At 55.1% G+C, this 25,294-nt stretch carries 22 protein-coding genes; 3 read left to right on the forward strand and 19 right to left on the reverse strand.

The window, feature by feature from the left end:
* Positions 1-226: 226 nt before the first annotated feature.
* The 13 genes from KI379_RS17165 to KI379_RS17225 form a co-directional block, all read right to left on the reverse strand.
* Positions 227-1,396 carry a sn-glycerol-1-phosphate dehydrogenase gene (locus KI379_RS17165; RefSeq protein ID WP_212984301.1) on the reverse strand — a complete coding sequence of 390 codons (1,170 nt, stop codon included), beginning with the start codon at positions 1,394-1,396 and terminating at the stop codon, positions 227-229.
* Positions 1,393-2,199 (reverse strand): HAD-IIA family hydrolase, encoded by an 807-nt coding sequence (locus tag KI379_RS17170; protein WP_212984302.1) that lies wholly within the window; start codon positions 2,197-2,199, stop codon positions 1,393-1,395. The genes KI379_RS17165 and KI379_RS17170 overlap by 4 nt, the downstream gene beginning before the upstream one ends.
* 145 nt (positions 2,200-2,344) lie before the next feature.
* Positions 2,345-3,115 (reverse strand): DeoR/GlpR family DNA-binding transcription regulator, encoded by a 771-nt coding sequence (locus KI379_RS17175; RefSeq protein ID WP_212984303.1) that lies wholly within the window; start codon positions 3,113-3,115, stop codon positions 2,345-2,347.
* Between the two features lie 252 nt (positions 3,116-3,367).
* Positions 3,368-3,526 (reverse strand): hypothetical protein, encoded by a 159-nt coding sequence (locus tag KI379_RS17180; RefSeq protein WP_163876363.1) that lies wholly within the window; start codon positions 3,524-3,526, stop codon positions 3,368-3,370.
* Entirely contained in the window at positions 3,480-4,334 is an 855-nt protein-coding gene (locus KI379_RS17185; RefSeq protein WP_089547964.1) for a hypothetical protein, read from the reverse strand. Before KI379_RS17185 ends, KI379_RS17180 begins: the two co-directional genes overlap by 47 nt.
* Before the next feature lie 235 nt (positions 4,335-4,569).
* Positions 4,570-5,577 carry a zinc-dependent alcohol dehydrogenase family protein gene (locus tag KI379_RS17190; protein ID WP_089547965.1) on the reverse strand — a complete coding sequence of 336 codons (1,008 nt, stop codon included), beginning with the start codon at positions 5,575-5,577 and terminating at the stop codon, positions 4,570-4,572.
* Positions 5,578-5,595: 18 nt separating this feature from the next.
* Positions 5,596-8,190 (reverse strand): beta-mannosidase, encoded by a 2,595-nt coding sequence (locus KI379_RS17195; RefSeq protein WP_212984304.1) that lies wholly within the window; start codon positions 8,188-8,190, stop codon positions 5,596-5,598.
* 106 nt (positions 8,191-8,296) lie between these two features.
* Complete coding sequence (locus KI379_RS17200; RefSeq protein WP_089547967.1) at positions 8,297-9,370, reverse strand: BtaManbiosPhlase; 1,074 nt, start codon at positions 9,368-9,370, stop codon at positions 8,297-8,299.
* 27 nt (positions 9,371-9,397) lie between these two features.
* Positions 9,398-10,315 (reverse strand): MTP-1 family protein, encoded by a 918-nt coding sequence (locus KI379_RS17205; RefSeq protein ID WP_212984773.1) that lies wholly within the window; start codon positions 10,313-10,315, stop codon positions 9,398-9,400.
* Between the two features lie 32 nt (positions 10,316-10,347).
* Entirely contained in the window at positions 10,348-12,063 is a 1,716-nt protein-coding gene (locus tag KI379_RS17210) for a glycoside hydrolase family 13 protein (RefSeq protein ID WP_244879320.1), read from the reverse strand.
* Between the two features lie 30 nt (positions 12,064-12,093).
* Positions 12,094-12,933, reverse strand: a complete 840-nt coding sequence (locus tag KI379_RS17215) for a carbohydrate ABC transporter permease (RefSeq protein WP_212984305.1) — start codon at positions 12,931-12,933, stop codon at positions 12,094-12,096.
* The gene (locus tag KI379_RS17220; protein ID WP_212967905.1) at positions 12,920-13,795 is read right to left on the reverse strand and encodes a carbohydrate ABC transporter permease; all 876 of its coding nucleotides are present in this window, start codon (positions 13,793-13,795) and stop codon (positions 12,920-12,922) included. The genes KI379_RS17215 and KI379_RS17220 overlap by 14 nt, the downstream gene beginning before the upstream one ends.
* A gap of 14 nt (positions 13,796-13,809) precedes the next feature.
* Positions 13,810-15,123 (reverse strand): ABC transporter substrate-binding protein, encoded by a 1,314-nt coding sequence (locus tag KI379_RS17225; RefSeq protein WP_212984306.1) that lies wholly within the window; start codon positions 15,121-15,123, stop codon positions 13,810-13,812.
* Between the two features lie 320 nt (positions 15,124-15,443).
* On the opposite strand from KI379_RS17225, the gene KI379_RS17230 reads away from it, so the two are divergent.
* Positions 15,444-16,514 (forward strand): LacI family DNA-binding transcriptional regulator, encoded by a 1,071-nt coding sequence (locus KI379_RS17230; protein ID WP_212984307.1) that lies wholly within the window; start codon positions 15,444-15,446, stop codon positions 16,512-16,514.
* 191 nt (positions 16,515-16,705) lie between these two features.
* Here the strand turns inward: KI379_RS17230 and KI379_RS17235 are convergent, their stop codons facing one another.
* Positions 16,706-17,545, reverse strand: coding sequence for a helix-turn-helix transcriptional regulator (locus KI379_RS17235; protein WP_076171036.1), 840 nt, complete (start codon positions 17,543-17,545; stop codon positions 16,706-16,708).
* Positions 17,546-17,673: 128 nt separating this feature from the next.
* On the opposite strand from KI379_RS17235, the gene KI379_RS17240 reads away from it, so the two are divergent.
* Both KI379_RS17240 and KI379_RS17245 read left to right on the forward strand, forming a co-directional pair.
* Positions 17,674-18,672, forward strand: a complete 999-nt coding sequence (locus KI379_RS17240; protein WP_212984308.1) for a Gfo/Idh/MocA family protein — start codon at positions 17,674-17,676, stop codon at positions 18,670-18,672.
* A 42-nt stretch (positions 18,673-18,714) separates the two neighbouring features.
* Positions 18,715-19,653: an aldo/keto reductase gene (locus KI379_RS17245; protein WP_076171032.1), complete on the forward strand. Its 939-nt coding sequence runs from the start codon at positions 18,715-18,717 to the stop codon at positions 19,651-19,653.
* A 142-nt stretch (positions 19,654-19,795) separates the two neighbouring features.
* Here the strand turns inward: KI379_RS17245 and KI379_RS17250 are convergent, their stop codons facing one another.
* Genes KI379_RS17250 through KI379_RS17270 form a run of 5 tightly spaced genes read right to left on the reverse strand, consistent with a single transcriptional unit; the run spans position 19,796 to position 25,280 of the window.
* Positions 19,796-20,758, reverse strand: coding sequence for a carbon-nitrogen hydrolase family protein (locus KI379_RS17250; RefSeq protein ID WP_212984309.1), 963 nt, complete (start codon positions 20,756-20,758; stop codon positions 19,796-19,798).
* A gap of 19 nt (positions 20,759-20,777) precedes the next feature.
* Positions 20,778-21,770, reverse strand: coding sequence for an ABC transporter ATP-binding protein (locus KI379_RS17255; RefSeq protein ID WP_212984310.1), 993 nt, complete (start codon positions 21,768-21,770; stop codon positions 20,778-20,780).
* Positions 21,771-21,783: 13 nt separating this feature from the next.
* Positions 21,784-22,683 carry an ABC transporter permease gene (locus tag KI379_RS17260; RefSeq protein ID WP_076171026.1) on the reverse strand — a complete coding sequence of 300 codons (900 nt, stop codon included), beginning with the start codon at positions 22,681-22,683 and terminating at the stop codon, positions 21,784-21,786.
* Between the two features lie 14 nt (positions 22,684-22,697).
* Positions 22,698-23,642, reverse strand: a complete 945-nt coding sequence (locus tag KI379_RS17265) for an ABC transporter permease (RefSeq protein WP_212984311.1) — start codon at positions 23,640-23,642, stop codon at positions 22,698-22,700.
* An 18-nt stretch (positions 23,643-23,660) separates the two neighbouring features.
* Complete coding sequence (locus tag KI379_RS17270; protein ID WP_212984312.1) at positions 23,661-25,280, reverse strand: ABC transporter substrate-binding protein; 1,620 nt, start codon at positions 25,278-25,280, stop codon at positions 23,661-23,663.
* Positions 25,281-25,294 lie beyond the last annotated feature (14 nt).

A 25,294-nucleotide genomic window follows, 5' to 3' on the forward strand; every position in this document is an offset into this window, starting at 1 on the left:
TCGATATAAAGACGGGTACGCCCTTCTCGGCTTCCTTCATTTACACAACTAAACAATCATCTCTCGAGCAGGCTGATCCTTCCTGGCGAGGAGCTAAACAACAAATTGTCCCAAACCATAAAAACGCAAAAAAGCCGCCATACCGGCGGCCCTCATTTAAGTTTAGTCAATTATTCACGCGTTTTTTTCACCCGACCGTGATCGCTGCAGCGTTTTCCCATCGAAATCACGTTCGCCGCTGATCGTTCACCGCCCGCAGCAGGGTATGGCGGTTCGGACGGATCTGGTCGGCCTCCGCGAGGCTCCGCTTCAGCAGCTCCGGATCGATGTCCAGCTCCTGAATGGAAGCGGGGCCGCCAACCTTGCGCAGCCAGGCCCGCAGCGTATCCGGTGCCGGCACCTTGACCAGCTCCGCGCGGACGCGCTCCAACTGCTCCTCAGCAACCGGCAGGGAATTTTCCGCATCCAGCCGGTGGTACAGCTGCGAAATTTCCGCGCAGGCGACGCCGACCTTGGCCCCATGCAGTACCGCCCTTCTGCCTTCACGTAAAAACGTCATTTCCCAATAATGGGACAAATGGTGCTCCGCTCCGGAAGCCGGGTGCGACTGGCCGAACAGCAGCATGGCAAAACCGGACTCGATCAAAGCTTGCGTCAGCACCCGGATTCCTTCCGGCGTGCGGTCCGCGATCGCGTCGATGTGATCCACACACTGCTGCAGCGCTTTGGTCGTCATCTCCGCCACAATTTCGGAATAAGGCTCATCCGCCGTCAGACTCCCGAATGTCCAATCAAACAGCGACGTGCATTTGCCCAGCATGTCTCCGAAGCCGGCGGCGACCATCGTCCGCGGCGCAGCCGTCAAAATATCCAGGTCGGCGAAAATCGCCGCCGGGCCGATCGATTGAATCGTGATTTTCTCGCCGCGGATAATGAGCGGCGCTCCCTTGGAATTAAATCCGTCCACCGATGGGGCGGTCGGCACGGATACAAACGGGATACCTGCCGAGTATGCGGCAAATCTCGATACGTCGTGCAGCGTTCCGGATCCGAGCGCAACCACCGCATCCGCCTTAGTGGATTTCACGTCAAGCAGCAGCTGCACAATCGACCGCTCGTCGGCGATGACATCGCCCTGCTCATCAGGGGTAATGAACGTAACGCTTGCTTTAACCCCTGCTTCCGTAACGGATTCCATCAGCTGTTCGCCGGCGGCTGCAAAGGTGTTCTTGTCAGCCGTGACGATGACGCGGCGGTAATCCTGGTCTTGTAAAAATGCGCCCGCCTTCCGAATCGCACCGCTTTCCAGCACGACCGGACAAATGTCGGCGAGGCGCTCATTCGCGTCATCCATCCGTCCCGCCGCTTCCCTGATATCCTTCAACCAATCCGTCATTTGATTCCTTCCTTTCCCTTCAAGAGATGCTGAAGCTCGGCCAGCGACTCCCAGACCATGTCCGGGCCTTCTGCTGCCGTCTCCGCATCCCGCCTTGTTGCCGATCCGCTCAGCACCAGCGCGGTGCGGATGCCTGCCCGGCGGCCGAGCTGGATGTCCGAGCCCAGGCTGTCCCCGATCACCAAGCACTGCTGCGGCGGCAGTCCGAGCACCTGTAAAGCCGCTTCGGCCATCAATGCCGACGGCTTGCCGATGACCACTTCGACCTCTTGGCCCGCCGTGGCGACGATGGCGGCGATCATGCCGCCGACGTCGATGCACTCCCCGTCATCCCCGGGAAACGATTTATCGTCATTGGTCGCGATGATGCGGGCGCCGTTGCGCACGGCCCGGAACGCCTGATTCAGCTCCGCATAAGTCAGCTCCTCGTGCAGCGTGATGACGAGCCAGTCGGCATTCTCGGGTCTCTCAGCCAGCCCGATGCCGGCCAGTACCAGTTCATCCCGCAGTCCGTCCGGCCCCAGCACCCACGCCTGGCTTCCAGGGTGGTGCTGCTGAAGGTACCGCGCTGTTACCGTGGAAGTAAGCAGAATCTCTTCCGCAGACACGTCGATCCCCATGGAAAGAAGCTTCTGATGACACATCGCACGTGAAATGTTCCCCCGGTTGCTGAGGAAAACCATCCGCTTGCCCTGCGATCGGAGCAGCGCAATGCTCTCCTTGGCCCCCGGAATGGCTTGCGCCCCCCGGTATACCGTCCCGTCCAAATCGATAATAAAACCGTCCACCGTCTCCAAACTCATTTTCAGATCCTCCCGCCGTGTTCTTATATGTTCATTCTCCCTGTGATTGTCTGCGTTTGTCAACGATTGTTTGCTTTTGTGAACGTTTTTAAATGGCAATATATGACGATTTAAATTCAGTCAGACACGATCACGGGCCGTCGTATTATAAATAGGGAGCGATCAACACTTCCGTCGTACCCAGCTGACGCAGAAACTCCGGGTCTGCCCCTTCATCGGTGATGAGCACGTCGATGTCCTCCATTTTGGCGGATGTGGCGATCGACCGCCGGCCCAGCTTGGTGTGGTCCACCAGCGCAACCGTTTTGCTCGAGCTCGCAATCATCAGCTTCTTCAGCTCCGCCTCGTACAGGCTGAAATCGGTCATGCCTTCCCTGACGCTCAGCCCCTCCGCCGAAGTAAAGAACAGGTCGGAATGAATCCCTTCCAAAATGCTTTTTCCCAGAACCCCCTCGATCGTTTTGGAGCCGGAGCGGAGGATCCCGCCGATCAAAATGACGTTGATCCGCGGATTCTGGTTCAGGATGGTGGCAGCCTCCAGTCCATTCGTCACGACGGTGAGATAATCATGCTCCACCAGCGCCTTCGCCAGCTCCAGCACGCTGGAGCTGGCATCCAGAATAATGCATTGGCCCCGGCTTACGAGTTCGGCAGCCTTTGTCCCGATCGCCCGCTTCTCCTCGTAGTTCAGCTCGCTGCGGCTCGGATACCGGGGCTCGGCCGGCACCGGTTTGGTCCTCGCCGGAACCGCTCCGCCGTGGGTACGCTCCAGGACACCCTCTTCTTCCAGCATCCGCAAATCCGTCCGCAGGGTCCCCTCAGACACCTGCAGCTCGCGAGCCAGCTGCTTCACCACAATTTGCTTGTCGCGTTGAAGCGCCTCCAATATTTTTTCTCTTCGCTGGGTTGCAAACATAGTAACCTCCAACCGTTTTTCTTCATTATAAATACAAATGACAAGATATAACAACAAACGCCAATTCAAGCAGAAGCATAAGACCGTCAGGCCATCAGGCCGTCTGCATTCGATCCCTTCCATCGTTCAACAGCTCGGAGACCACTTTCGACACAAATAGGCATAAGTGGAACAAAAAAACAGCCCAACAAGCTGTCGGGCTGTTCTTCTAAATCGTCTATAAAGTATCTTAACCTCCGCTAGCAAAACCGATTAATAGTTTGCACCGTGGTTCTGGATCGAATAGTTGGCTCCATGGTTGGCCGTATCATAGTTGGCACCGTGGTTCAGCGTCGTAAAGGCGGATGCCGTCAGCAGACTAACACTAAATAGTCCTAATGCTACTACCGTCGAAAACAATACCTTCTTCATCTTCAATCGCTCCTTTGAGAATGTTTTTTTGGATAGACGAGTACGATTCTAGTTGAGACTGTGAAGCATGAGATCTGAAAGATTCGAATAAGGCGACGCATTTTTTGAAAATTTTGTCATCTTCAAGTTTATCAGATAATGTCAAAGCTTGTAAAGTCCTATCGAGCGCTTCTGCGTGATTTTCTTTTTTAAATCTATAAACCGCCAGCAAATACAAAAAAGAAATATAATAGGAGAGATCTACGGGATTTTGGTCAATCGGAATGAGCTGCGAATCTTCGACGACAAGAATATCCAGGATATGATCGACGTCATAGTTATGTATATTTGCTGCCTCTAAAATCGTGATTAGTCCAGGGAGAGTTTCGGATGGATTTTCCTGTATAAACGCTGAATAATCCTCCAGGCAGTCCAAGTTCCCTGAAAGAATGTTAAGCGTAAACATATTGGCTCTTGCGAAAAAACGGAAGTTTTCGACAGCCTGATTGTTGGCAGGAGAACCGTCAGACATGTAGCTTAGATCTTCATAGTTGGCTATGCACTGTTTTGCCTCTTGGTACATTTTCTTCTTTTGGTAGGCAAGCCCCTTCATGAGATGGCTGTACCCGAAATAATAGACGATCGGGCGTTCCGTAACCTGAAGCCGGCGATTCCGTTCCTTTTGTTCGACATACATCTCGTAAGCGGACTCATAAAGCTCGGTAGAAATTTTAATCATGTTATCCCAATTCTCAAAGGAGAAGGCCATTTTCAGCATCGTTACCAGCGTATCTATCTCAATCTTTACGGTCATGGATCTGTCTTCCAATCCGATTTCCTCCTTCGCTAATCTTTATATTATAAGAAGTATATAGTTAAATTAACGGACGGTCAATTATGTTAGTTCGTGAAAAAATGACCAAAAATGATTGGTCAAAGCTGGTAATCTTTCTTTTTTCAGTCAATAAATCAATTTTAGGCGATAACAATCATAGATTACCCAAAAATGGAAAAATAGACACCGATTCTATCAGTGTCTATTCCGGCTAACCTGCTTTCACCTTTTAGATTTGAACGATGCCTTTGCTGACCCCCCGCTGAGGGTAATTCCGCATCACATCCGGCAGCTGCTCCAGTGTGAAGCGGTGGCTGATGAGAGGAGCGAGCCGGACTTTGCCTCGGGATACCAGCTGGATCGCATCCGTGTGGGTGAACGGGTTGATGAACGAACCCATGATCCGCAGCTCCTTCGAAAAAATGTCGAAAGGACGGATGGCGGCCTCCGCATCCGGAGCAGCCACGCCAAACAGCAGCACCTGTCCTCCCTTGCGGGCGGCGCGAACGGCCGTCTGTACCGAATCCGTCCGCCCGACGCATTCGATCACGACATCGGCACTGGAAGCAAGCGCGTCCGCGGTATCCCGATCGAGTGGCGATACGACCGAATCCGCCCCCAAGCTGCGCAGCATCTCATGCTTATAGGATGCCGGTTCGCTGACCGTAATCCGCGAAACGCCACATTCGCGAACGAGCTGCAGGAAGATCTGCCCGATAAATCCGCCGCCGATGATCAGCACCTGATGCTGCGGCCGGATATCGAGCTTGCGGAAACCGTGCAGCACACAGCCGAGCGGTTCAAGCAGAGCTGCTTCTTCATAGCTCATCGCGTCCGGGATAATATAACAATTTTCCGCTGGCACGAGGCAGCATTCGGCCATGCCCCCGTCCCGCGTTACGCCGACCGCCTGCAGCCGGTCGCATAGGTGAAGCCTGCCGCTGCGGCAGAATTCGCAGCTTCCGCAGTAAATATTCGGATCGACCGAAACCCGGTCCCCTTCCTTTAAGCTGCTTACGCCCTGCCCGACCGCCACCACCTCGCCGGACAGCTCATGACCAAGTACGATTGGCGGATGCACTTCCGCCGAACCCGGATGGCCGTGGTAAATGTGCTGGTCCGTTCCGCAAATGCCGCAGCTGCGCACCCGAATCAGCACCTCGCCGGTGCCAGCCTCCGGGGCCTCTAGCTCCTTAACATCCATCTGTTCCTGCTCCACAAGCACTGCAGCTCTCATCGCCAATTCTCCCCTTCCTCATTTCGTAACCGGCTGTCTTCCATTCATCGCGACCGACGCACCGTTTAATGCCGATACCTTCAAGGTATTCCACGGAATCCCCTTGTCTTCCTTCTGTCCGACATGGATGATTCGCGTCTGTCCCGGCAGCAGGTCGAAATAATTATCCTCCCAATCCAGCCAGGCTTCGTCCATCTCAAGCCTTACCATTCGGGCGGCAAAGTCGGAGGATACCGTTACGCTTCCTTCCTCGGCGTTCACCTGAACGTTCAAGTTAACGGGCCGGAAGTTCATATCTTTATGGTCGCAAAAATAATAAAAGTTGTCTTCCCCGCAGCCGTCCATCCAGCGCACGACGCAGACGGCTTCAGCGGCGTCGAGACCTTGAAGCAGGTCGTCCAGCTTCACCACTGCGATGCGCTGTTTCCCGCATGCCTCAATCTCTGCAGCGAACGTCCGGACATATACCTGACGGCCGTCCATGCCGCAGACAACCAGCTCCGCCGTCTTGGAAACAGTTTCCCGCGTATCGTTCACGCCCCACAGCACGAGTTCCGCATCCCCGGGCGTATACTCTGCCGTCAACAGCAGCGGATGATAAAACTTGCGGGCGTAATGGTAAGCCGCTTTCGGCAGACCGTAATAGTCGATGACGGACCAGCTGGTGCCGGGCCAGCAGTCGTTGAACTGCCAGAATAACGCCCCGCTCGTCTCCGGCTTGTTTCTTCGGTAATGCTCGATACCGTATTTGAGGCCTTCGGCCTGTGTGAGCATGGAAAAATGGATGTATTCCTCCAAGTTGCCCGGAATCCCGGTGTATCCCTCCATCAGCAAAACGCCCTTGAGGTGATTGATATCCTTGTTCCGGTTCATCATTTCCGCACTGCCAAGCACCAGCTCCGTCTGCGGCACGTTCCGCTGCAGCGTGTACAAATTGGCGGAAGCATGCATGCCGAACTCGCTGGCGAACTTCGTGCGGTCCTCCTTGAATTTCTTGAACGACAACCCTTCCACGCTGTAGTCCTGAAGCTGGGGCTCGCCGAATACCCTCGGCTCAATATTGCCGTGCCAGACCTGCCAGTTATGCGTGTCCCCTTCCTCACGGGAATTATGGTCGTTCCCTCCGTAAGGTGAGCTCGGCCAGAATGTCCGGGAAGGATCCAGCTGCTCCAGAAGCGCAGGCATCAGTTCATGATTGATTTTCTCACCGTAAAAAGGGTGTGGGATGTCTCCGCTCGCATGAAGCGCCTCATACAGCCAGTCATTTTCGTTATTGCCGCACCACAGGGCCAGGCATGTCCGGCTGCGCAGCCGCTTGACGACCTGCTGCACTTCTTCCGCGACGTTATCCATAAAATTGCGGTTATAGTCGGGATACAGGGCACAGGCAAACATAAAGTCCTGCCATACCAAAATTCCCAGGCGGTCACACTCATCATAGAAAATATCCCGCTCGTAAATGCCCCCACCCCAGACCCGGAGCATATTCATGTTCGCTGCCTTCGCCATGTCCATCAGGCGGGAATAACTGACATCCGGCACCGCGCCGATAAAGCTGTCGATCGGGATCCAGTTGGCTCCTTTGGCAAAGACACGAACGCCGTTCAGCATAAAAGTAAAGGCAGGTTCGCCATCGGCATCCCGCTGCTTCAGCTCCAGCGTGCGAATCCCGAGCTTCTGGCTGCGCTTGTCCATGGTGATCCCGTCCGTGTGCAATGAAACCCGCAGCTCATATAAATGGGGCGTGCCGAGATCATGGGTCCACCACAGCTTGGGCTTCGATACGCGAAGTTTCGTTCCGCCCGCTAGGCTAATGCCGCCGGCCAATCCGGGCAGCCCGCTGCCGGCGGTTCCGCTTATCTCCAACGTTTCTGCAGCCGCCACCTCGCCGCTCTCCTCGTCAAGCAGCTGAACAAGAATACTGTATGTTTTCCGGCGGTCCCATGAAGTCAATTCCACCGAAATATCAACCAGCGCCTCCATCTCGCCAGCCTCCGCCGTCCGAGCATAGACATGCTCTATTCTGGCAGCATCGTATTTCTCGAGCCGGACTTCCTTCCAGATTCCCGCGCATAGGAGCCGTGGTCCCCAATCCCAGCCGAAATGGCTTTGGTTTTTACGCGTCCAGACCCGTTCCTTGCTAAAACCGGACCAGAACGTGGAGACGGCCTTCCCGCCCACTTTCGCATGGACTGGGTCAAATTTGACGGCGATGACATTTTTGCCCGGCTTCAGCTCGCGGCTGACTTCGAACGTATGGCTGATAAACATGTTGTCTGTCGAACCAAGCTCCACACCGTTCAAATACACGGTCGCAAAGGTGTCCAGCCCTTCGAACACCAGCAGCATTTGGTCGTCCGGCCGCGATACCTCGTCCAGTGTAAAAACGGTCCGGTACCACCAGATCCGCTCTTCCACCCACCGGCACTTCTGGTCGTTGTGCCCATAGAACGGATCGTCGATCAGCCCGTGGCGTATCAGCGTCGTATGGACGTCGCCCGGGACCTCCGCCGACATCCAAAAGTAATCGTCGTACAGCGGCGAGGCCACTTCAAGATCCTTCGCCTCCCCTTCCCTGAAATCCCGCAGCTTCCAATGGTCTTTGATGATCATGCTGTTCCCCTCACTTCGCCCTTGCTGCAAGCCGAACCGGCTCGTCCGGGCCTGATGTAATAGAACGCCAAAACAATGATTTGTTTTGGCGTTCCGCGTCCTGATCTTAAACTTTGGCTTCGAGGTATTCGAGGCTGTCCAATATTTCCTTCACGCTGAGCTCCGCACAGGCCATGGAGGTGTCCGCAACGCCATAGAACATTTTCACCGTGTCACCGTCAATGACGGCGCCGCAGGAAAACACCACGTCCCCAAAAAAGCCCTGCTTTTCATATTCCGCCTCAGGCTCCATCACCGGCTTCCCGGAACGGGCGATCACCCGCGTCGGATCGTTCAGATCGAGAAGCACGGCACCCATGCAATAGCGGTGATCCGATGTCGCTCCGTGATACAGCTCAAGCCAGCCTTTGTCAGTCTTGAACGGCACGGCGCCGCCGCCGATCCGGCCGCTGTCCCACATCCCGTCCCGGAGGCCGAGCAGATGCTTATGATTGCCCCAATAGAGCAGATTGTCGGATTCCGCGATCCAGATTTCCGGATTTCCGATGCTTTTCATGGTCGGGCGATGGAGAGCGTAATATTTGCCGTTGATCTTTTCCGGGAAAATGAGCACGTCCTTATTGTCCGGACCAAAGATCATGCCGTGATGCCGGGTCGTCACAAAGTCGGTGGTCGACACGAGCGATTCTCCGATCCCTACGGGAGACACGACGGAAAAATAAATGTAGTAAGTATCGCCGATCTGCGTGACCCGCGGATCCTCGATGCCGAACGCTTCCTGTTCGTTGGACGGATAAATGAACGGCTGATCGTCCACCGTGAAGTGATGGCCGTCCCTGCTGCGGGCGATTCGGATATAAGAAAGGGACGTCAAATACTCAAACGTGCCGTTTTTGGATTTATTGCGGATCACCCGCGGGTCGGAAAAATCGTACCGGTCATCGTCTTTGCGGAAAGGAATCAGTTCAAGATCACCATGCTTCGCATTGAATACAGGGGCGATGACGACGTTCGGATCGCCGCTGACCGGACGCTCCGCCACACGCAGCAGCATCAGTGTTTCCCCTTGATACTCGGCGATGCCGGCATTAAATGCACCGATCACCTCAAAGCCATCGCGATGAGGCTTGACGTCGGCAGGGGTGATTAAAGGATTTTCAGGATATCGATAAATGTTCATTCGGATCAAGCTCCTTCATGGTATTAACTAGGATTCGAATCTCGCAAAAGGATCGGCTATGATCAGACGCTGTGCCTCCGCATCGCTTGTTCCCGCATACAAGACCGCCGTCCCGTCGCCCCGGCGCAGGATGCCGCCGCTGAACACGACGTCCTGAAGGTCTTCACGCTTGGCCGGACCTGGCAGAAAATCGGCCCGCACCGCAATCAGCATCATATCGGAAAACGCAGCCGTCTGCGGATCGAGTACAAAAATCATGGGATAATAATGACGATCGCCTTCGGCATCGTAACAGGCCGTATGTCCCAGCACGCCGAGAAGGCCGTTGCTCAGCACGTGGATTTCATTGGCCCCTCCCCATTCTTCGGGGATAAACTGGCCTTCCAGGAGCGGGGCTTCCTCAATCGCCTGTACAGTCAAGTCGTCCAGTGATGCGGCCTGGAAATAACCGATCTGGCCGCGCCCGCCTTTATCGCCCTGCGGGCGGGTGAATACGCCGATCCCGCCGTCCGGAAGTCCGGTGAGCCGCAGATCCTTCATACCGTCCGGACCGGTGAAAAACAGCTTTAAATCCGCGATGCGGCCGCCCCGGTAAAATGCCGTGCGCCACATGAGCGCTCCCTCTTTCTCCGGGTGTGGGTAAATCTGAACTCCGCCCATGATCAGCTCTCCGCCGATCCGGGTATGAAACGGGTCCTGCAGTTCGAGCACCGGCGCTCCTTCAAGCGGCACCCAAGCACCGTCGTTTTCCACGAAGAACACGACCTGGGAATGCTCACTGTCGCGGGATTCCACCCGGCCCGCGATGACGGTCCGCCCCTCATCCTCGAACGGAGCCGTGATGTTGTATACATCGCGGTCTCCGACGCCGGCAAAAACCAGCTTCTCCGCCTTGTGAGCAGGAGCGGTTCTCTCCCGCCCCTCCATGTACTGTTCCAGCAGCATGCGGCATGTTTTTACTTCCGTTTTGTTCACGTTTAACACGATGATCCCCCTACCTGGTCGAAGTTAAATTCATTGGATGTTATGGTTCGTGTTGTTGCCCAGACCGCAGCCTCAAAGGAATCAATAACCAGTGAATGACGGCGATTCTGATCCGCGGACGTTTCTTTGCTGGTCAGCAGTAACCGGTACACAGCCGCGTCGGCAGCCAAATGGCTCAAATCGCACGGCCGGTCCCCGAAATTAAGCGCAACCCAAATCTCTTCCTCCTCCGATTGACGGCCATAGTAAATACACTCCCCTTCCCGCTTCAAAAAGGTGTACTTCCCCGTTTGGAGTGCCTTATGCTTACCACGCAGCCGGATGAGGGAGCGGTAAAATTCCAGCAGTGAGTGCTTGCTCCCCCACTGCTTCTGGACGTGAACCTGCCGGGACGACGGGCCGAGGGGTATCCACGATCCGTGAAGTGAAAATCCGCCGTAACGGCTCCCATCCCACTGCATCGGCGTTCTGGAGTGATCCCGGCTTCGGAGGATGGCGGCGGCAAGCGCATCGGCCTCGGTCATCCCCGATTCCTTTGCCATCCGGTATGCGGTCAGCCCCTGAATATCGCGCATTTGCCCGATGTCCGCCGGCACGAAGTCCCTCATGCCGATTTCATCACCGTAATAAATGAAGGGAACGCCTTTGGCGGTCAGCAGCAATGCAGCCATCAGCTTGGCGGTGCACAGGTCCATGGAATCGTCTCCAGAAGTAAAGCGGCTATAATGCCGCGGCATGTCATGGCTGCTGAAGAAAATCGTCGGCACCTGCTCCGGCCGGTGAAGCTCCTCCATCCGGACAAGCTCGGCAAACATCTCATGGACCTTCAGTTCCTTGCGGCTGCCCAGGTTAAAATTAAACACCACATCCAGCAGGTCCCCGCCGCTGTATCGGCGCAGCACCTCCATATCCTCGGAACCGACTTCGCCTACCATCAATACATCTTTGTTCTGAGATCGTGCGAATTCGCAAATATCGCGAATGGCCTCCACAATGCCCTCCTGATTTTGGTCGAACCGGTGATCCTGTTCGCCATCCGCCGTGACCGGGTTTTCCTTAAACTGCCCGGACACCTTCAGGAAATTAATGACGTCCAGCCGGAAACCGTCAATCCCGCGGCCGAGCCAAAACGACATCACTTCCTTCATGGCCTCCCTGACCTCGGGATTCGCCCAGTTGAGATCCACCTGCTCTTTGGCGAAGGCATGGTAATAATACTGCCCGGTCGCCTCATCCCATTCCCATGCCGTCCCTCCGAAAAAGGACTCCCAATGGTTCGGTGTGCCGCCATCCACGGCATCCTTCCAGATGTACCAATCCCGCTTTGGACTCGTCCGTGATGACCGGGACTCCATGAACCAGGGATGCTCAGCGGATGTATGATTTAGCACCAGATCCGCGATCACGCGAATGCCGCGGCGGTGGGCTTCCCGGACGAAATGGTCAAAGTCATCCAGCGTCCCGAACACCGGATCCACCCCGTAATAATCCGAGATGTCATAGCCGTTATCTACGCGCGGCGAAGGATAAAACGGGGTCAGCCAGATGCCCCCGATTCCAAGTTCCCGCAAGTAATCCAGCTTGGAGGTCAATCCCTGGAAATCGCCGGTGCCATCCCCGTTGCCGTCACAAAAGCTTGGCATGTAGATTTCATAAAAAACGCTGCTTTTCCACCAGGGTGTCTCTGCAGCCACCGTCTTCTCCCCCATGGAGATCCGCTCCTTCCTATCGCGCAGGGCTTATTTCAAGCTGACCTGCATGCCCTTCTGGAAGTTTTTGCCGAAGATGATGAACAGGATGATGATCGGCAGGGACAGCAGCACCGATCCCGCGTACAGCGGACCCGGATACGATCCGTACGGACCGAACATCTGCGAAAGCAGGACGTTCAGCGTCAGCATCCCGTCGCTGCGAACCATGATCATATCCCACAGCAGCTCGGTCCAGCGCTCCATCAAGAGGAACAGAAAGACGACGCTGGTGATGGACTTGGACATCGGCATCATGATTTTGTACAAAATTTGAAAATCCCTTGCTCCGTCTAGCTTAGCCGCTTCAATAAATACGGATGGCACCGCCTTGAAGAAGTTCGTGTACATGAAGATCGCCCACAGGCTGACCCCTTTCGGAATGATCAGCGCCCAATAGGTGTCGTACCAGCCCAGCTTTTGAATAATGAGAAAGCTCGGAATCAGCAGAATGATGGCCGGAAAAAACATATGGAACAAAATGAAGTTGTTGACGGTATCCCTGCCGCGCCATTTCAGCTTCGAAAGGGCATAAGCGACCATCACCCCGAACATCATCATGAGGAAGGTCGACAGCAGCGACACGATGATACTGTTTACAAAAGCGCCCAGCCAGGGCCGCGTGATTCCCGTCTCCCCGCCTGTAAACAGCCAGGTGTACGACTTCAGCGTATACGAGCTCGGAATCAGCTTCCGATCCACCTGTGTCCAGTCGGCAAACGAATTCAGCACCATGTACAAATACGGATACACCATCACGAGCAGCAATATTCCTGCGATGATATAGCGGATGGCCAGACTGGACTTGCGGCTGCGTTTAGACCCAACCATTTCGCGCACCCCACTTTTCTAGCAGTTTCCGGATGATAAAGATCGAAATAAAGGTAGCTACCGAGGCGAGCAGCGCCACCGCAGACGCATAACCGGCCTGCAGATTTTTGAACGCCTGGCTGTAAATTTCCATCTGCCACGTATTGGTGGCATTGTTTGGACCTCCGCCTGTCAGCTGGTATACCTCGGTGAAGATGCCGAAGGTGACGCCGAAAGCGAGAATCAGCGTCGTATAGAGCGCAGGGTACAGCAGCGGAAGCGTAATTTTCCAGAAGCGCTGCCGGCCGGTAACTCCGTCGATGGCAGCCGCTTCGTATACTTCGTGATCTATGCTTTCCAGGCCCGACGTCAGAATGAGCGCGTAGTACCCGGTAAATTTCCAAGCCATAATCATGCCGACGATCAGGAGTGCCGACCAGGAAGTCCCCAGCCAGTCGATGTTAATGCCGATTTTGCGCAGCGCCGTGTTGACCGGGCTGTTGAAAGACAGCAAACCTTTTACAATCAGCGCCGATACGACGCCGGAAGACAGGTACGGCAGGAAAAAGCCGATGAGAAACAAGCTTTTCAAGCGCGGAAGACTGTGCACCAGAACCGAAACGACGAGCGACAGCACGATCACTAGCGGCACAAACACCATCATGAACTTGTATGTCACCCAAAACGCGGCGTGCACGCCGGGCGATCTGAGTGCCTTGGCAAAATTGTCAAAGCCGACAAAGTCATATTCGGGAGCGATCAGATCCCAGTTCGTAAAAGACAAATAAAAAGACCACACGAGCGGAATCAGGAAAAACACGAGAGAGTAAATCAGGTAGGGACTGGCGAACAGCCAGCCCAACCGGTTATTGTTTTCTTTCATTTAGAAGACTCCTTTTATTGAAGTTCCCCTTCAATGGCTTTCTTCATGTTCGCCCATCCGGCTGCCGGATCGATCTCCCCGCGGACGACTTTATTCCAGGCTTCTTGTCCAATAAAGGTCTGCAGATCGTTATATTTCGGATTATCCATCGGCGGCACTGCATTCGGCACATTTTCGGCATAAGGCTTCAATTCCGGGTTTTTGTCCAAAATCGCCTTGAAGGATTCGTTGGTGGTCAGGTCGTCGCGAGCCGGCGGCAGCTTCGTTTCATCAAACCACTGGGCGTCGTTCTTCGCATCCGAATAGACCCACTTCACAAAATCGATCGCCGCCTGCTGCTGCTCCTTGGTGGCCGACGCATAGATCACAAGCCCTTTCGTATCGGCAAACGTTTTGGAATCTTTCGGGTCTACGCTGTCAGGTACCGGAGGCATGCTCAGCGTGTAATTCTGGTTGTATTTCATGTCCGGGAACTTCTCGGCCCAGTTCGTAAAGGTCCAAGGACCGAGGTCGATAAACAGGCTTGTGCCCGTCTCGAACGGATCCTGTACGTTTTGCGCCAGGATGCCCTTGTCCTTGCGGAGATCGTCAATAAACTTCAGCGTTTCGACGCCCGCCTTCTCATCCCCGACAAACTTGTTGCCTTCAATGAATTTGTTGCCGCCGGAAGCCGCGTTATACAGCATGAAGAAGTCAAACCATCTCTTCCATGCCGTCGGATCGGCGAGGTCCGCTTTGGCCCAAAAGTATTTGTCCGGATATTTCGCTTTCAGCTTCTTATTCACTTCAAGCGCTTCGCTGTACGTTTTAGGCGGCTCGTTGTACCCCAGTTCCTTCAGCAGGTCAAGGCGCCAGCCGAACAGCATCGCATTGGAGTAAATCGGAAGCACGTATTGATGCCCGTCGGCGAATTTCCATGGTTCAATCGTATTTTTCATATTACGGGTGGTGACGATATCGTTAAATCCGCTTAGCGTATCAAGCGGCACCAGCGCCTGGCTGTTTGCAAGCTGGGCGGCAAAACCGCGGTTGATGTTTTCGGAAATGGTCGGAGCGCTTCCCCCGGCAATCGCAGCCTGAATGCTGGCCTCGGAGCTTGGAGATTCCTTGATGACGCTGACGTTGATTTTCACTTTGGAATTGGTCTGTTCGTACGCCTTGGCCATCTTCTCCCAGAAGGCTTGCTGCGTCGGATTGGCTGCCGCCCAAAACTCAATGGTCGTCACACCATCCGCCGTCGTTGCGCTTTGCTTTTTGGAACCGCAGGCGGCGAGCATGGAGGATAACACCAACACCAAAGCCAGAAGTCCGAGCATTTTTCTTTTCATCGAATCGTTGACCTCCTCAAAAAATTGTCTCGAAAGATTGAAAGCATCATTCCAAAGACTCGAAACATTATTTTGTAACGTTACAAATTAAGATTACTTAATATTTTGTAAGCGTTTGTGCAACCCTATTATTGTGCATTACAAAAACCTTGTCAACACTTTATTAAAGACAGAATAATCTTTTTATATAAAGGCTCTTTACTTATAGAACTTGTAACGTTACAATTTATCGTAATGTGATTTATTGTAAGGCAGGCTTCTTTTTAAGTTTCTTAGAAAGAACTCCAATTATGCAGGCAAAACAAAGATTGAGGTGTCATATGAAGGATAAAGTAACCATGCAGGATATTGCGGAGCAGCTGAATATATCGAAGAATTCCGTGTCTCAGGCGCTGTCGGGAAAAGACGGGGTCAGCGAAGATACGCGGAAGCTGATCCTCGAAACGGCACACCGGATGGGATATGTGTATTCCCAAAGTCGTAAGCGCCGCTCCGGCGAGCTGGAACAGACCGGAAATATTGCGCTGATCGCTTCTGATTTTGCCTTTTCTATGAAAAGCTTCTTTGGTGAAATTTATTTGAGTATCGAACGGGAAACGGTGCGCAGGGGCAAAAACCTTCTGATCCAATCGGTCAGCAAACAGTCGGCAGATAAGCTGGCTCTCCCTTCGTTTCTGCTCAATCAATCCGTGGACGGCATCCTCATTCTGTCTCACATTACAACTGACTATATCAATACCATTACAAACATGGGTAAACCGACGGTCCTCATCGACCATCACCATCCCTCTATCCATGCTGACTGCATTTTAACCAATAACCGGTTTAGTGCTTATGAGGCCGTCCGTCACTTGACAGAGCTGGGACATCGAAAGATCGGCCTGCTGGCCAACACTTCGTTTTCGCCAAGTTATTACGAGCGCTGGGAAGGATACGTACTGGCGATGAACGACTTCGGGCTGGAGATCCACGAGCCATGGGTAATCAAGGATGCCGTAGAAAACACGGATTACATTTTGCAAAAAATAAAAACGCTGCCACAGCTCCCGACGGCTTGGTTCTGCGTCAACGACGGGCTCGGCTTTTACCTGAATTCGGCCCTGCAGCAATCGGGTTACAGCGTGCCGGAGGACGTCTCCGTCGTCAGCTTCGACAACGGTTATTTGTCCCAGGTGTCCACGCCTCAAATTACGACGATGGATGTGGACCTGAAGCTGTACGGACGCAAGGCGGTTGAGCAGCTGTTCTGGCGGATGGATCATCCCGAGCATCCGTATACGGAACTGCTCTTGCCCACCAAGCTGCTGAAGCGGGGTTCCAGCGGTCCAGCGCCAAGCGCCGGTATGGAGAAGCTGGAGGGTCATGAAACAGCGAACAGGAACGGGAAATAACCGTAAAAAGACAGCGAAGAACTGAAATCAAAGCAATAAAGCCGGTCCCTCAACTTGCGAGGGACCGGCTTTATTGCTGTACTTTTTAAAATTGCTAGGAGTAACGGTGGTATTCGGTCAGGTGACAGGAAGGACCTCAATTATGGGACAAATATTATCCCCGCAGATTACCGCCGAACGATCCCCTACGCTTACGCCCCTCCGTATAGCCGCCGGTAAGCCGAGGGCGTCATCCCCTCATGCTCCATAAAACGCTTGTTGAAATAGCTCACGCTTGGATAACCCGCGTCCTCTGCGATCTGCCCGATCGTCGCACTCTTTCGCTCGAGCAGCCACTGCTTCGCCATCTGCAGGCGGCAGCGTGTGATGAACTCCATCGGCGTCATCTCGGTTACGCTGCGGAACAGCTTGCAGAAGTAGTAGGTGGATATGCCAAGTCTGCCCGCCCAATCCTCCAGGATGAACGGCTTGACCGCCTCCTGCTGCATGACCGGAAGCAGCTCCAGGATCCGGCTGCCCGAATTGTTCGATTTGACCGGAGACAACGGGGTGGCATGCTCGATAAATTCGGCCAGCAGCGCGTAAGTAAGTGTCGAGAGGCGGACCGGGTGGAGCATCCGGTGCTCTTCTGCCTCCAGCAGCAGATTTTCGTGCGCCTGCTCAAACGAAGCCGATTGGCGGATCGTCCATAAGAGGCTGTGATGCAGACCGCGTTCGATCAAATAATCCTGCAGACCGCTCCCGTAGAAGTGAAACCAGCGGATATCCCACGGGTCTTCCTCGCTGCTGTAGTACCGCTGGCGCTGCATGGGAAAATACAGCACGGCCTCTCCCGGCCCCAGCTCATAGACCACATCCTCCACTTCTACGTACCCTCTGCCCGCAGCCACATAGTGAATGTTGAAATTGTTCAAGGCCCCCGCCTCCCGGAATACGCTGTGACCCGGATCGTTCCGGTAAAAGCCGACCGATTCGGGAAAACAGAAAAACGGCATCGACGGAAGGGTCAGCAAATGGCTTTGCCGCTTCACCTGTTCTCACCCCAAATGACAATATTGTTATAATGCATTGCAAAATCGTATTATATTAATTTTAAATACAATCTTCTATAATCGCAATATAATCATAAATAAGCTTCTTGAGGAGATGATACACGAACATGAGCCAGAAATTGAAATGGGGCGTACTGGGCTGCGCGGGCATCGCCAAGCGCTCGGTCATTCCCGGGGTGCAGCAGTCCGAGCTGAATGAAGTCGCCGCCATCGCCAGCCGGAACGAGGAGAAAGCAAAGCAGACGGCGGCGGACCTGAATATTCCGGTCGCTTACGGAAGCTACGAGGCGCTGCTTGAGGATCCGTCCATCGACGTCGTATACATTCCTTTGCCGAATCATCTTCATAAAGAGTGGACAATCCGCGCGGCGGAAGCCGGCAAGCATATCCTATGCGAGAAGCCGCTGGCCCTGACCGAAAGCGAGGCCGCCGAAATGGCTGAAGCCGCCGCCAAAGCGGGCGTGTACTTGTCCGAAGCCTTCATGTACCGTTACCACCCCCGCTACGACGAGATCAAGCAGATTATCGACTCGGGCCAAATCGGCGAAGTCCGCGGCATCAGGAGCGCCTTTACTTTTAACAACGCCGGCGACAAAACGAACGTCCGCTACCGCAAGGATTGGGGCGGCGGCTCGATCTACGACGTCGGATGCTATCCGATCAACGCGGCTCGGCTGCTGCTCGGCAAGGAACCGATCGCCGTCACGGTGAACGCCTTCTTCTCGCCGGAGCATGACGATGTTGATATGATGGCCTCCGGCCTCATCGAATTTGACGGCTCCGTCGCACTGACCTTCGACTGCGCCATGTGGGCCGCGTCGCGCAATCCGCTGGAAATCCTCGGCACGGACGGCATCATCGAGGTGCCTTCAGCCTACATTACACCGACGCCGGGCAGCGGCAACTTCTTCTTGACCGTACGCGGGGAGCGGAGCGAAATCGAGGTTCCTCATGTAAACGCATACAGCATGCAGGCCGATCAGCTCGCCCGGGCCATTATGAACAAAACGCCGCTGCAGTTCCAGCCCGATGATGCGATTAACAACATGAAGGTGATTGACGCCTGCTTGCTGTCTGCTCGCGAGCATACCCGGGTTGCGCTGTAACGAGCCATAAAAAAACCACAATAGCTTAGGAGGGTATTATCCATGGAATACATTTCCGTCAAAGGTCTGGATAAAAAGGTTTCCCGTTTGATGAAAGGCACGGACTACTTTTTCCACAATTCGTACGATAAAGCCGCTGCCAACATGGACGCGTATCTGGCCATCGGCGGCAATTCCGTCGACTCCGCTCACATCTACTGCGGCGGCGAAAGCGAAGAAGTGCTGGGCCGTTACATGAAGGAGCGCGGCAACCGGGATCAGATCGTTATCCTGACCAAGGGCGCCCATCACGACCAGAACGGTCCGCGCGTCAACAAGGAAGCCATCCGGCACGATATTACGACCAGCCTGAAGCGGCTGCAAACCGATTTTATCGATCTGTACGCGCTGCACCGGGACGATCCGAACGTGCCTGCCGGCGAAGTGATCGAAATTTTGAACGAATATGTCAAGTCAGGTACCGTCGGCGCCATCGGCTGTTCCAACTGGACGTGGCAGCGGATCAAGGAAGCCAACGATTACGCGGCCGAGAAAGGCTTGACCGGCTTTACCTTCAGCAGCCCGAACCTCAGCCTTGCCAAGCCGAACGAGCCGTTCTGGAAAGGCTGCGTCTCGGCCGATGCCGAAACCTGCGCCTGGCATGAAGCCGAGCAGTTTCCGCTCTTCTCCTGGTCTTCCCAGGCAAGAGGCTTCTTTACCGGCCGGTTTACGCCGGAAGTCCGCGACAACGCCGACCTGGTCCGCGTGTTCTACAGCGACGCCAACTGGGAGCGCCTGGAGCGTGCGAAGCAGCTCGGCGCGGAGCGCGGCGTGACCGCCATCCAAATCGCCCTCGCTTACGTGCTGAACCAGCCGTTCCCGACCTGCGCCCTGATCGGCGCCCAGTCAGCTGAAGAGCTGCGTTCCTGCGATGAGGGCTCCCGGATTCAGCTGAGCCGTGCGGAGCTTGACTGGCTGGACCTGACTTCGGACGAACGCTAAGCTATACAGCAGCGGTAAGCTGCGTTCCGCGGCATCCAAGTCGTTCCGACGACGAGCATGTCAAGCATAACAACAAGCCGCCTTCTCCCTAGTCTAACAGACCAGGCAGAGGGCGGCTTTTGTTCGTTATCGGCAGACGGGTTTACACGATGACGGCGGCCTGCGGCTTAGGGAGCAGCTTATTTTCCGAGCTGCCGGCCCACTTGCCGTTCCGGGTTATGCCGCTCAGCATGTGCAGGTATATGTCAGGTCTCCAGTCCGGCACACCGGTCAGCGGATTGTGCTCAAACAACGGGAGCCGGCCTCCCGCCTGGCTCAAATCGAGGGTCGCCAGCACGACCGCCTCCTTGTCCTCGACCGGCGCCCCCTTGTATTCCGAGCCGATGTGGCTTGCAGGACCAACGATCATGCTGCCGCCGGGAAAATACGAATCGTAATCCTGGCCGACAAGGTTCGAGCTGACGATAAACGTGCCGTTCTCCAGCGATCTCGATTTGAGCGTCGTGTAATACAGGTCCTGCCATCCCTCCACATTGTGGATCGCCGTCGGATTTAAATATATCCGCGAACCAAGCGCGGTATAATACCGGACCAGTTCAGGGAAGCAGTAGGAATCGTAACAGATGCCGACCCCCACCGGTCCCCATGGCGTGTCGAACATGAGCGGCTCGCTGCCCTTTGTCGCCCACAGTGATTCCTTAGCTGCCGGATGGATTTTTCGGTAGGCGCCGATTACGCCTTCCGGACCGATCACAGCCGCGGAGTTGTAGATGATATCCGGGTCCGCCGCATCCCGCTCCGGCATCCCAAGCACGACATACACACCGTATTCCTTGGACAGCTCAGCAAGGGCCAGCGTCGATTCGCCAGGCACCGTTTCGGCATTCTGCCTCTGCATTTCAGGGTCGTCATCCTTGACACCGTAGCCGGTTAGCGCGGTTTCCGGGAACAATATCAAATCCGCGCCCTGCTTCGCCGCCGTCCGCACATAGCCTTTCATGCGCTTCAAATTATCCGCCTTGTCCCCCCATTTGGGATGAAAATTTATCGCAGCTACCGTAACGATGTCCTGAACCTCGCTAGAGCCAAACTTTGGATTTGTCATCGTATATTCACACACCCTTCTACAAATTTTGAACGGCCGCCATTCCTTCGTGTACCAGCAAGCACGCCGTGTGATGACCCTCACCCACCTCAACGAGAGCCGGCACATTCTGTGCGCAGCGCGCTTCGGCGAACATGCACCGCGTCCGGAAGCGGCAGCCGGACGGCGGATTCAGCGGACTCGGGAGGTCACCCTTCAGCAGCACGGTTTCCGGCGCCTTGCGAACGGCCAGGTCCACCGAGGGCACCGACTTGAGAAGCGCTTGCGTGTAAGGATGCCGTGGATTCGCGAAAACTTCTTCCTTCGGCCCCTTCTCCACGACGCCGCCCAAATACATCACCATGACATCGTCGCTCATATATTCCACCACGTGCAGATCGTGGGAAATAAAGATCAGCGACAGGTCGAACTCCTTTTTCAGATCTTGAAACAGGTTCAGCACCTGGGCCTGCACCGATTTGTCCAGCGCCGACACCGCCTCGTCGGCAATGACGATGTCCGGTTCGAGCACAAGCGCCCTGGCAATGGCCACGCGCTGCCTCTGCCCGCCGCTTAAATGATGCGGATACTTCGCGGCATAGGATTTGGGCAAGCCTACCGCATCCAAATAACGGTATGCCTGCGTACTGGCGGCAGCCCGCCCGGTTCCATTCGCCCACAGCGGGAACGCCACATTGTCCAGAATGGTCAGCTTCGGATTCAGCGAAGAATAAGGATTTTGAAACACCATTTGAATCCGTTTCCTCATTTTCTTCAAATCGGAACCGCCGAGCTTCAGCAAATCCTCGTTTTTGTATCGGACCTGCCCTTGGTCAGGCTCAATCAGCCTCATGATCAGCCGGGCCAAAGTAGACTTGCCGCATCCGGACTCGCCGACGATGCCGAGCGTACCCTTGGATTTCAGCGTGAAGGATACCCCGTTGACGGCGGACACCCCTCCCTTGCTCTGTCCGAACATCCCCCGCAGGGGAAAGGTCTTGCTGACATCGGTCACTTCAAGAATGTGCTCCATCTGTTATCCCTCCTTAACCTTTGCTGTCCAGTACATCCGACAAGGCGTCGGATACGATGTTGAGCGCAAGCGATGTGACGAATATAAAGATGCCTGGGACGATCGTAACGATGGGCTCAATAAATATGACTTGTTTCAAATTGTTCAGCATAAATCCCCACTCCGGCGTCGGCGGCGATACGCCGAGTCCCAGAAAGCTCAGACCGGACGCGAGCATGAGGCAGATGCCGATCTGGGTCGTGCTGTAGACAAACAGTCGGGAAAAAATGTTGTTTAGAACATGAAAACGGATGATGAGCCCCGTTCCGGCCCCGCTGGACAGCGCGGCTTCGATATACTCCTCCTTCTTCACCTCCTTCACGGCCGTTTCGGCAATGCGGGCAATCGGCGGAATGAAAACAATCGTCGCCGAGATCATGATGTTGCTGATGCCCGGACCGAGCGAAGCGGAGATGCCGATGGCCAGCAGAATCGCCGGGAACGAGAACAAAATATCCAGCGTGCGCATGATGAGCGTGTTGACGATACCTTTAAAATATCCGGCAATGATTCCAAGCCCGCCTCCTAGGATAACGGCGATGATGACCGGGACGATGCCTGACAGCAGGCTCAGCCGCCCCCCGTACAAGATCCGGGTGAGCAAATCCCTGCCTTGTTCATCCGTACCAAGAAGATGTCCCGCCGACCCGACAGGGAGAAGCCTCTCTTTGACGTTACCCGCGTAAGGATCATACGGGGACAGCCACGGGGCGGCGATGCAGGCGAGGACGATCGCGGCGAGAATGACCAGCGCGACCAGCGCCGCTCTCCGCCTGCAGAACGCCCGCCATCGTTCGGCAGCCTGCGAGGGCTGTTTGGGCAAACTAGCGGCCGAAGCCGCATCGGGAACAATGGATTGAACATTGGTAGCCATGCTGCCCACTCCTTTCAAGAATGCCTTACTCTTGGATCAAGAACCGCATGCAGTGAGTCGACTGCCAGATTGATGAGAACAAAAGCGACAGCTACCACAAGAACGCCCGATTGGACGATGGGAAAGTCCCGCTGCCCGATCGCCTGGTAGATCAACTGGCCGATGCCGGGCCAGGCAAAGACCGTTTCCACCAGGACGGAGCCGCCGATCAAATAACCGAATTGGAGCCCGGCCACCGTCAAAATGGTCGGCATGCCGTTCTTGAGCACATGGCGCAGCACTTTGCCAGCCGGTGCACCTTTGGCCTGCAGTGCGAATACGAAGTCCTGCTGGAGCAAACCCGCGATCGTACTGCGCACCATCCGGGTCATAACGCCAAGCGTCGTCAGGGAAGCCGCAATCGTCGGGAGGATCAGGTGTCTGAAGGTATCCAGCAGCCCTCCACCCCCGATACTCTGCATCCCGGAGGAAGGGAGCCAGCCGAGACTGACGGAGAATATCCCGATCAGAATCAGCGCGGCCCAGAAATTCGGCATGCCGATTCCCGCGAGTCCCAGCACGTTGAACAGGGAAGCCGCCCACGATTTGGGACGGTATGCGCTGTAAACGCCGATGGCCAGGCCGAGGCCGAACGATACGACGGCGGAAGCCGCCGCCAGCAGCAGCGTATTTCCTACAGCCGGGAGCAGCAGTTCGCTGACCGGCAGCCGCTTGATGATAGAGGTCCCCATATCCCCTTGAAACATATGGACGAGCCAATAGATGAACTGCACATAAATCGGCTTGTCGAGCCCAAGCTCGCGTGTTACCCGCATCCGCTCTTCCTCGGTCGCATCCGCAGGAACGATCGTGTTGACGGGATCGCCGGGGACCATTTGGAGCATCAGAAACACGATGACGGATACGCCAAACAGCGTGGGGACGAACAGAAGCAGACGTTTACTGATAAAAGCAAACATGCGCGTATACCCCCTTTTTTACTCGATGGAGATGCCCGTCAGATCCGCAAACCAGGACTGAGGCTGAACAAAGCCGTGAATATCCGGCGCGAGCACCCTCAAGTTCAGGTCATGCACGACGAAGATCCAAGGGGCGTCCTCCGCAATGATCGCCGAGGCCTGCTTCAGCAGCACATCCCGCTTACCGGCGTCGAAGCTGGTCTGCGCCTCGTTCAATATCCGATCCAGCTCCGGATTGGAGTATCCGCCGATATTCAAGCCTTTCGGAAACAGAGCCGCCGACGAGAAGAAGTTCGGGAAGGAGTTCGGGGCGATGGTCGGCAGGGAAATATTTATTGCGCCCAATTCCTTGTCTTTGGGGAACCCTTGAAGATACTGGGTCAGCAGCGACTGCCACTCGATAGATTCGATTTTCACGTCGATCCCCACAGCCTTCAGGTCCTTCTGAACGTATTCGTTCATCTGCACCGGCCACATGTTGCCGGATCCGCTTGTCGGGACCAGGAAGGTGGTTGAGAAGCCATTGGGATAACCCGCTTCCGCCAGCAGCTTCTTGGCTTTGTCCGGGTCATAGGCATACGGCTCCGCATAAGAACTGTACCAAGCATGCCCTTTGTACATCAGCTGCGTTGCCGGGATGGAGGCGCCGCCCAGCAAGTCGGCGCTCATGCCCTCTCGGTCGATGGCGTAATTCGCCGCCTGCCGCACCCTTTTGTCTTTCCATGGGCCATCGGCCGTGTTCAGGACATACGGCCAAATGTGCGGGTACGTATTGGTCAGCACCTGGAATCCCATGCTTTTCAGCTGCTCAATCGATTCGGTTGGCGGAATCTCGGCCCAGTTGACCTCCCCGGACTGAATAGCCGCGAGCCGGGCGGACGGATCGCTGATCGGCCGGAGCACCACCCGTTCCAGTTTCGGGACCGTGCCCCAGTACTTGTCGTTCTTATCCATAACCAATTCCTGCCCCTGCTTCATGCTCACGAATTTGAAGGGCCCTGTTCCGGTGGGATGATTCGCATAATCCCCGCCGTATTTCTTGACCGCTTCCGGGCTTGGTATCAAGATGCTGGCCAAGTCGTACAGCAGAAAGCTGTATGGTCCGTTGGTATAGATTCGAACCGTGTTTTCGTCAGACTTGGCGTACTTCGCGATAAAACGAAGCGAGCTGCCGGTGGAACCGGCAATTTTTGCATCGTAATACGGGGAATCCGGCTTCAACAGACGGTCGAGGGCAAAGATGACCGAATCCGCATTAAACGGCGTTCCGTCATGGAACTCAACCCCTTGGCGCAGATGAAAGGTCCACTCGGTCGGATCGCTGTTCGAATGTTCCCACGATTCGGCCAGGCCGCCCGTGAGTTCGGCCGGCTTGTCGCCCTGCGTCAAATCCCATTTCACCAGCGCGTCGTACAGCTGATACCCGACAAAACGCATCCCTTCGTAACCTTCGGTCGGCATCGTGTCCGGTACCGGGATGTTCGCGGCGGACATGGCAATCACCAAAGTCTCTTTCGCCGCCGAGCCTTCGGCGGCCGCTCCGCCTCTGCCGCACCCGCTAAGAACCATTGAGAGGCACAGGATAAGCAGCAGTAGAGTGATGGCGTACGTTTTTTTCAAGCTTGAGTATGGTTTCATCTCCGGCACCTCCA

The organism is Paenibacillus cineris, from assembly GCF_018333335.1.
Taxonomy (GTDB): domain Bacteria; phylum Bacillota; class Bacilli; order Paenibacillales; family Paenibacillaceae; genus Paenibacillus_AQ; species Paenibacillus_AQ favisporus.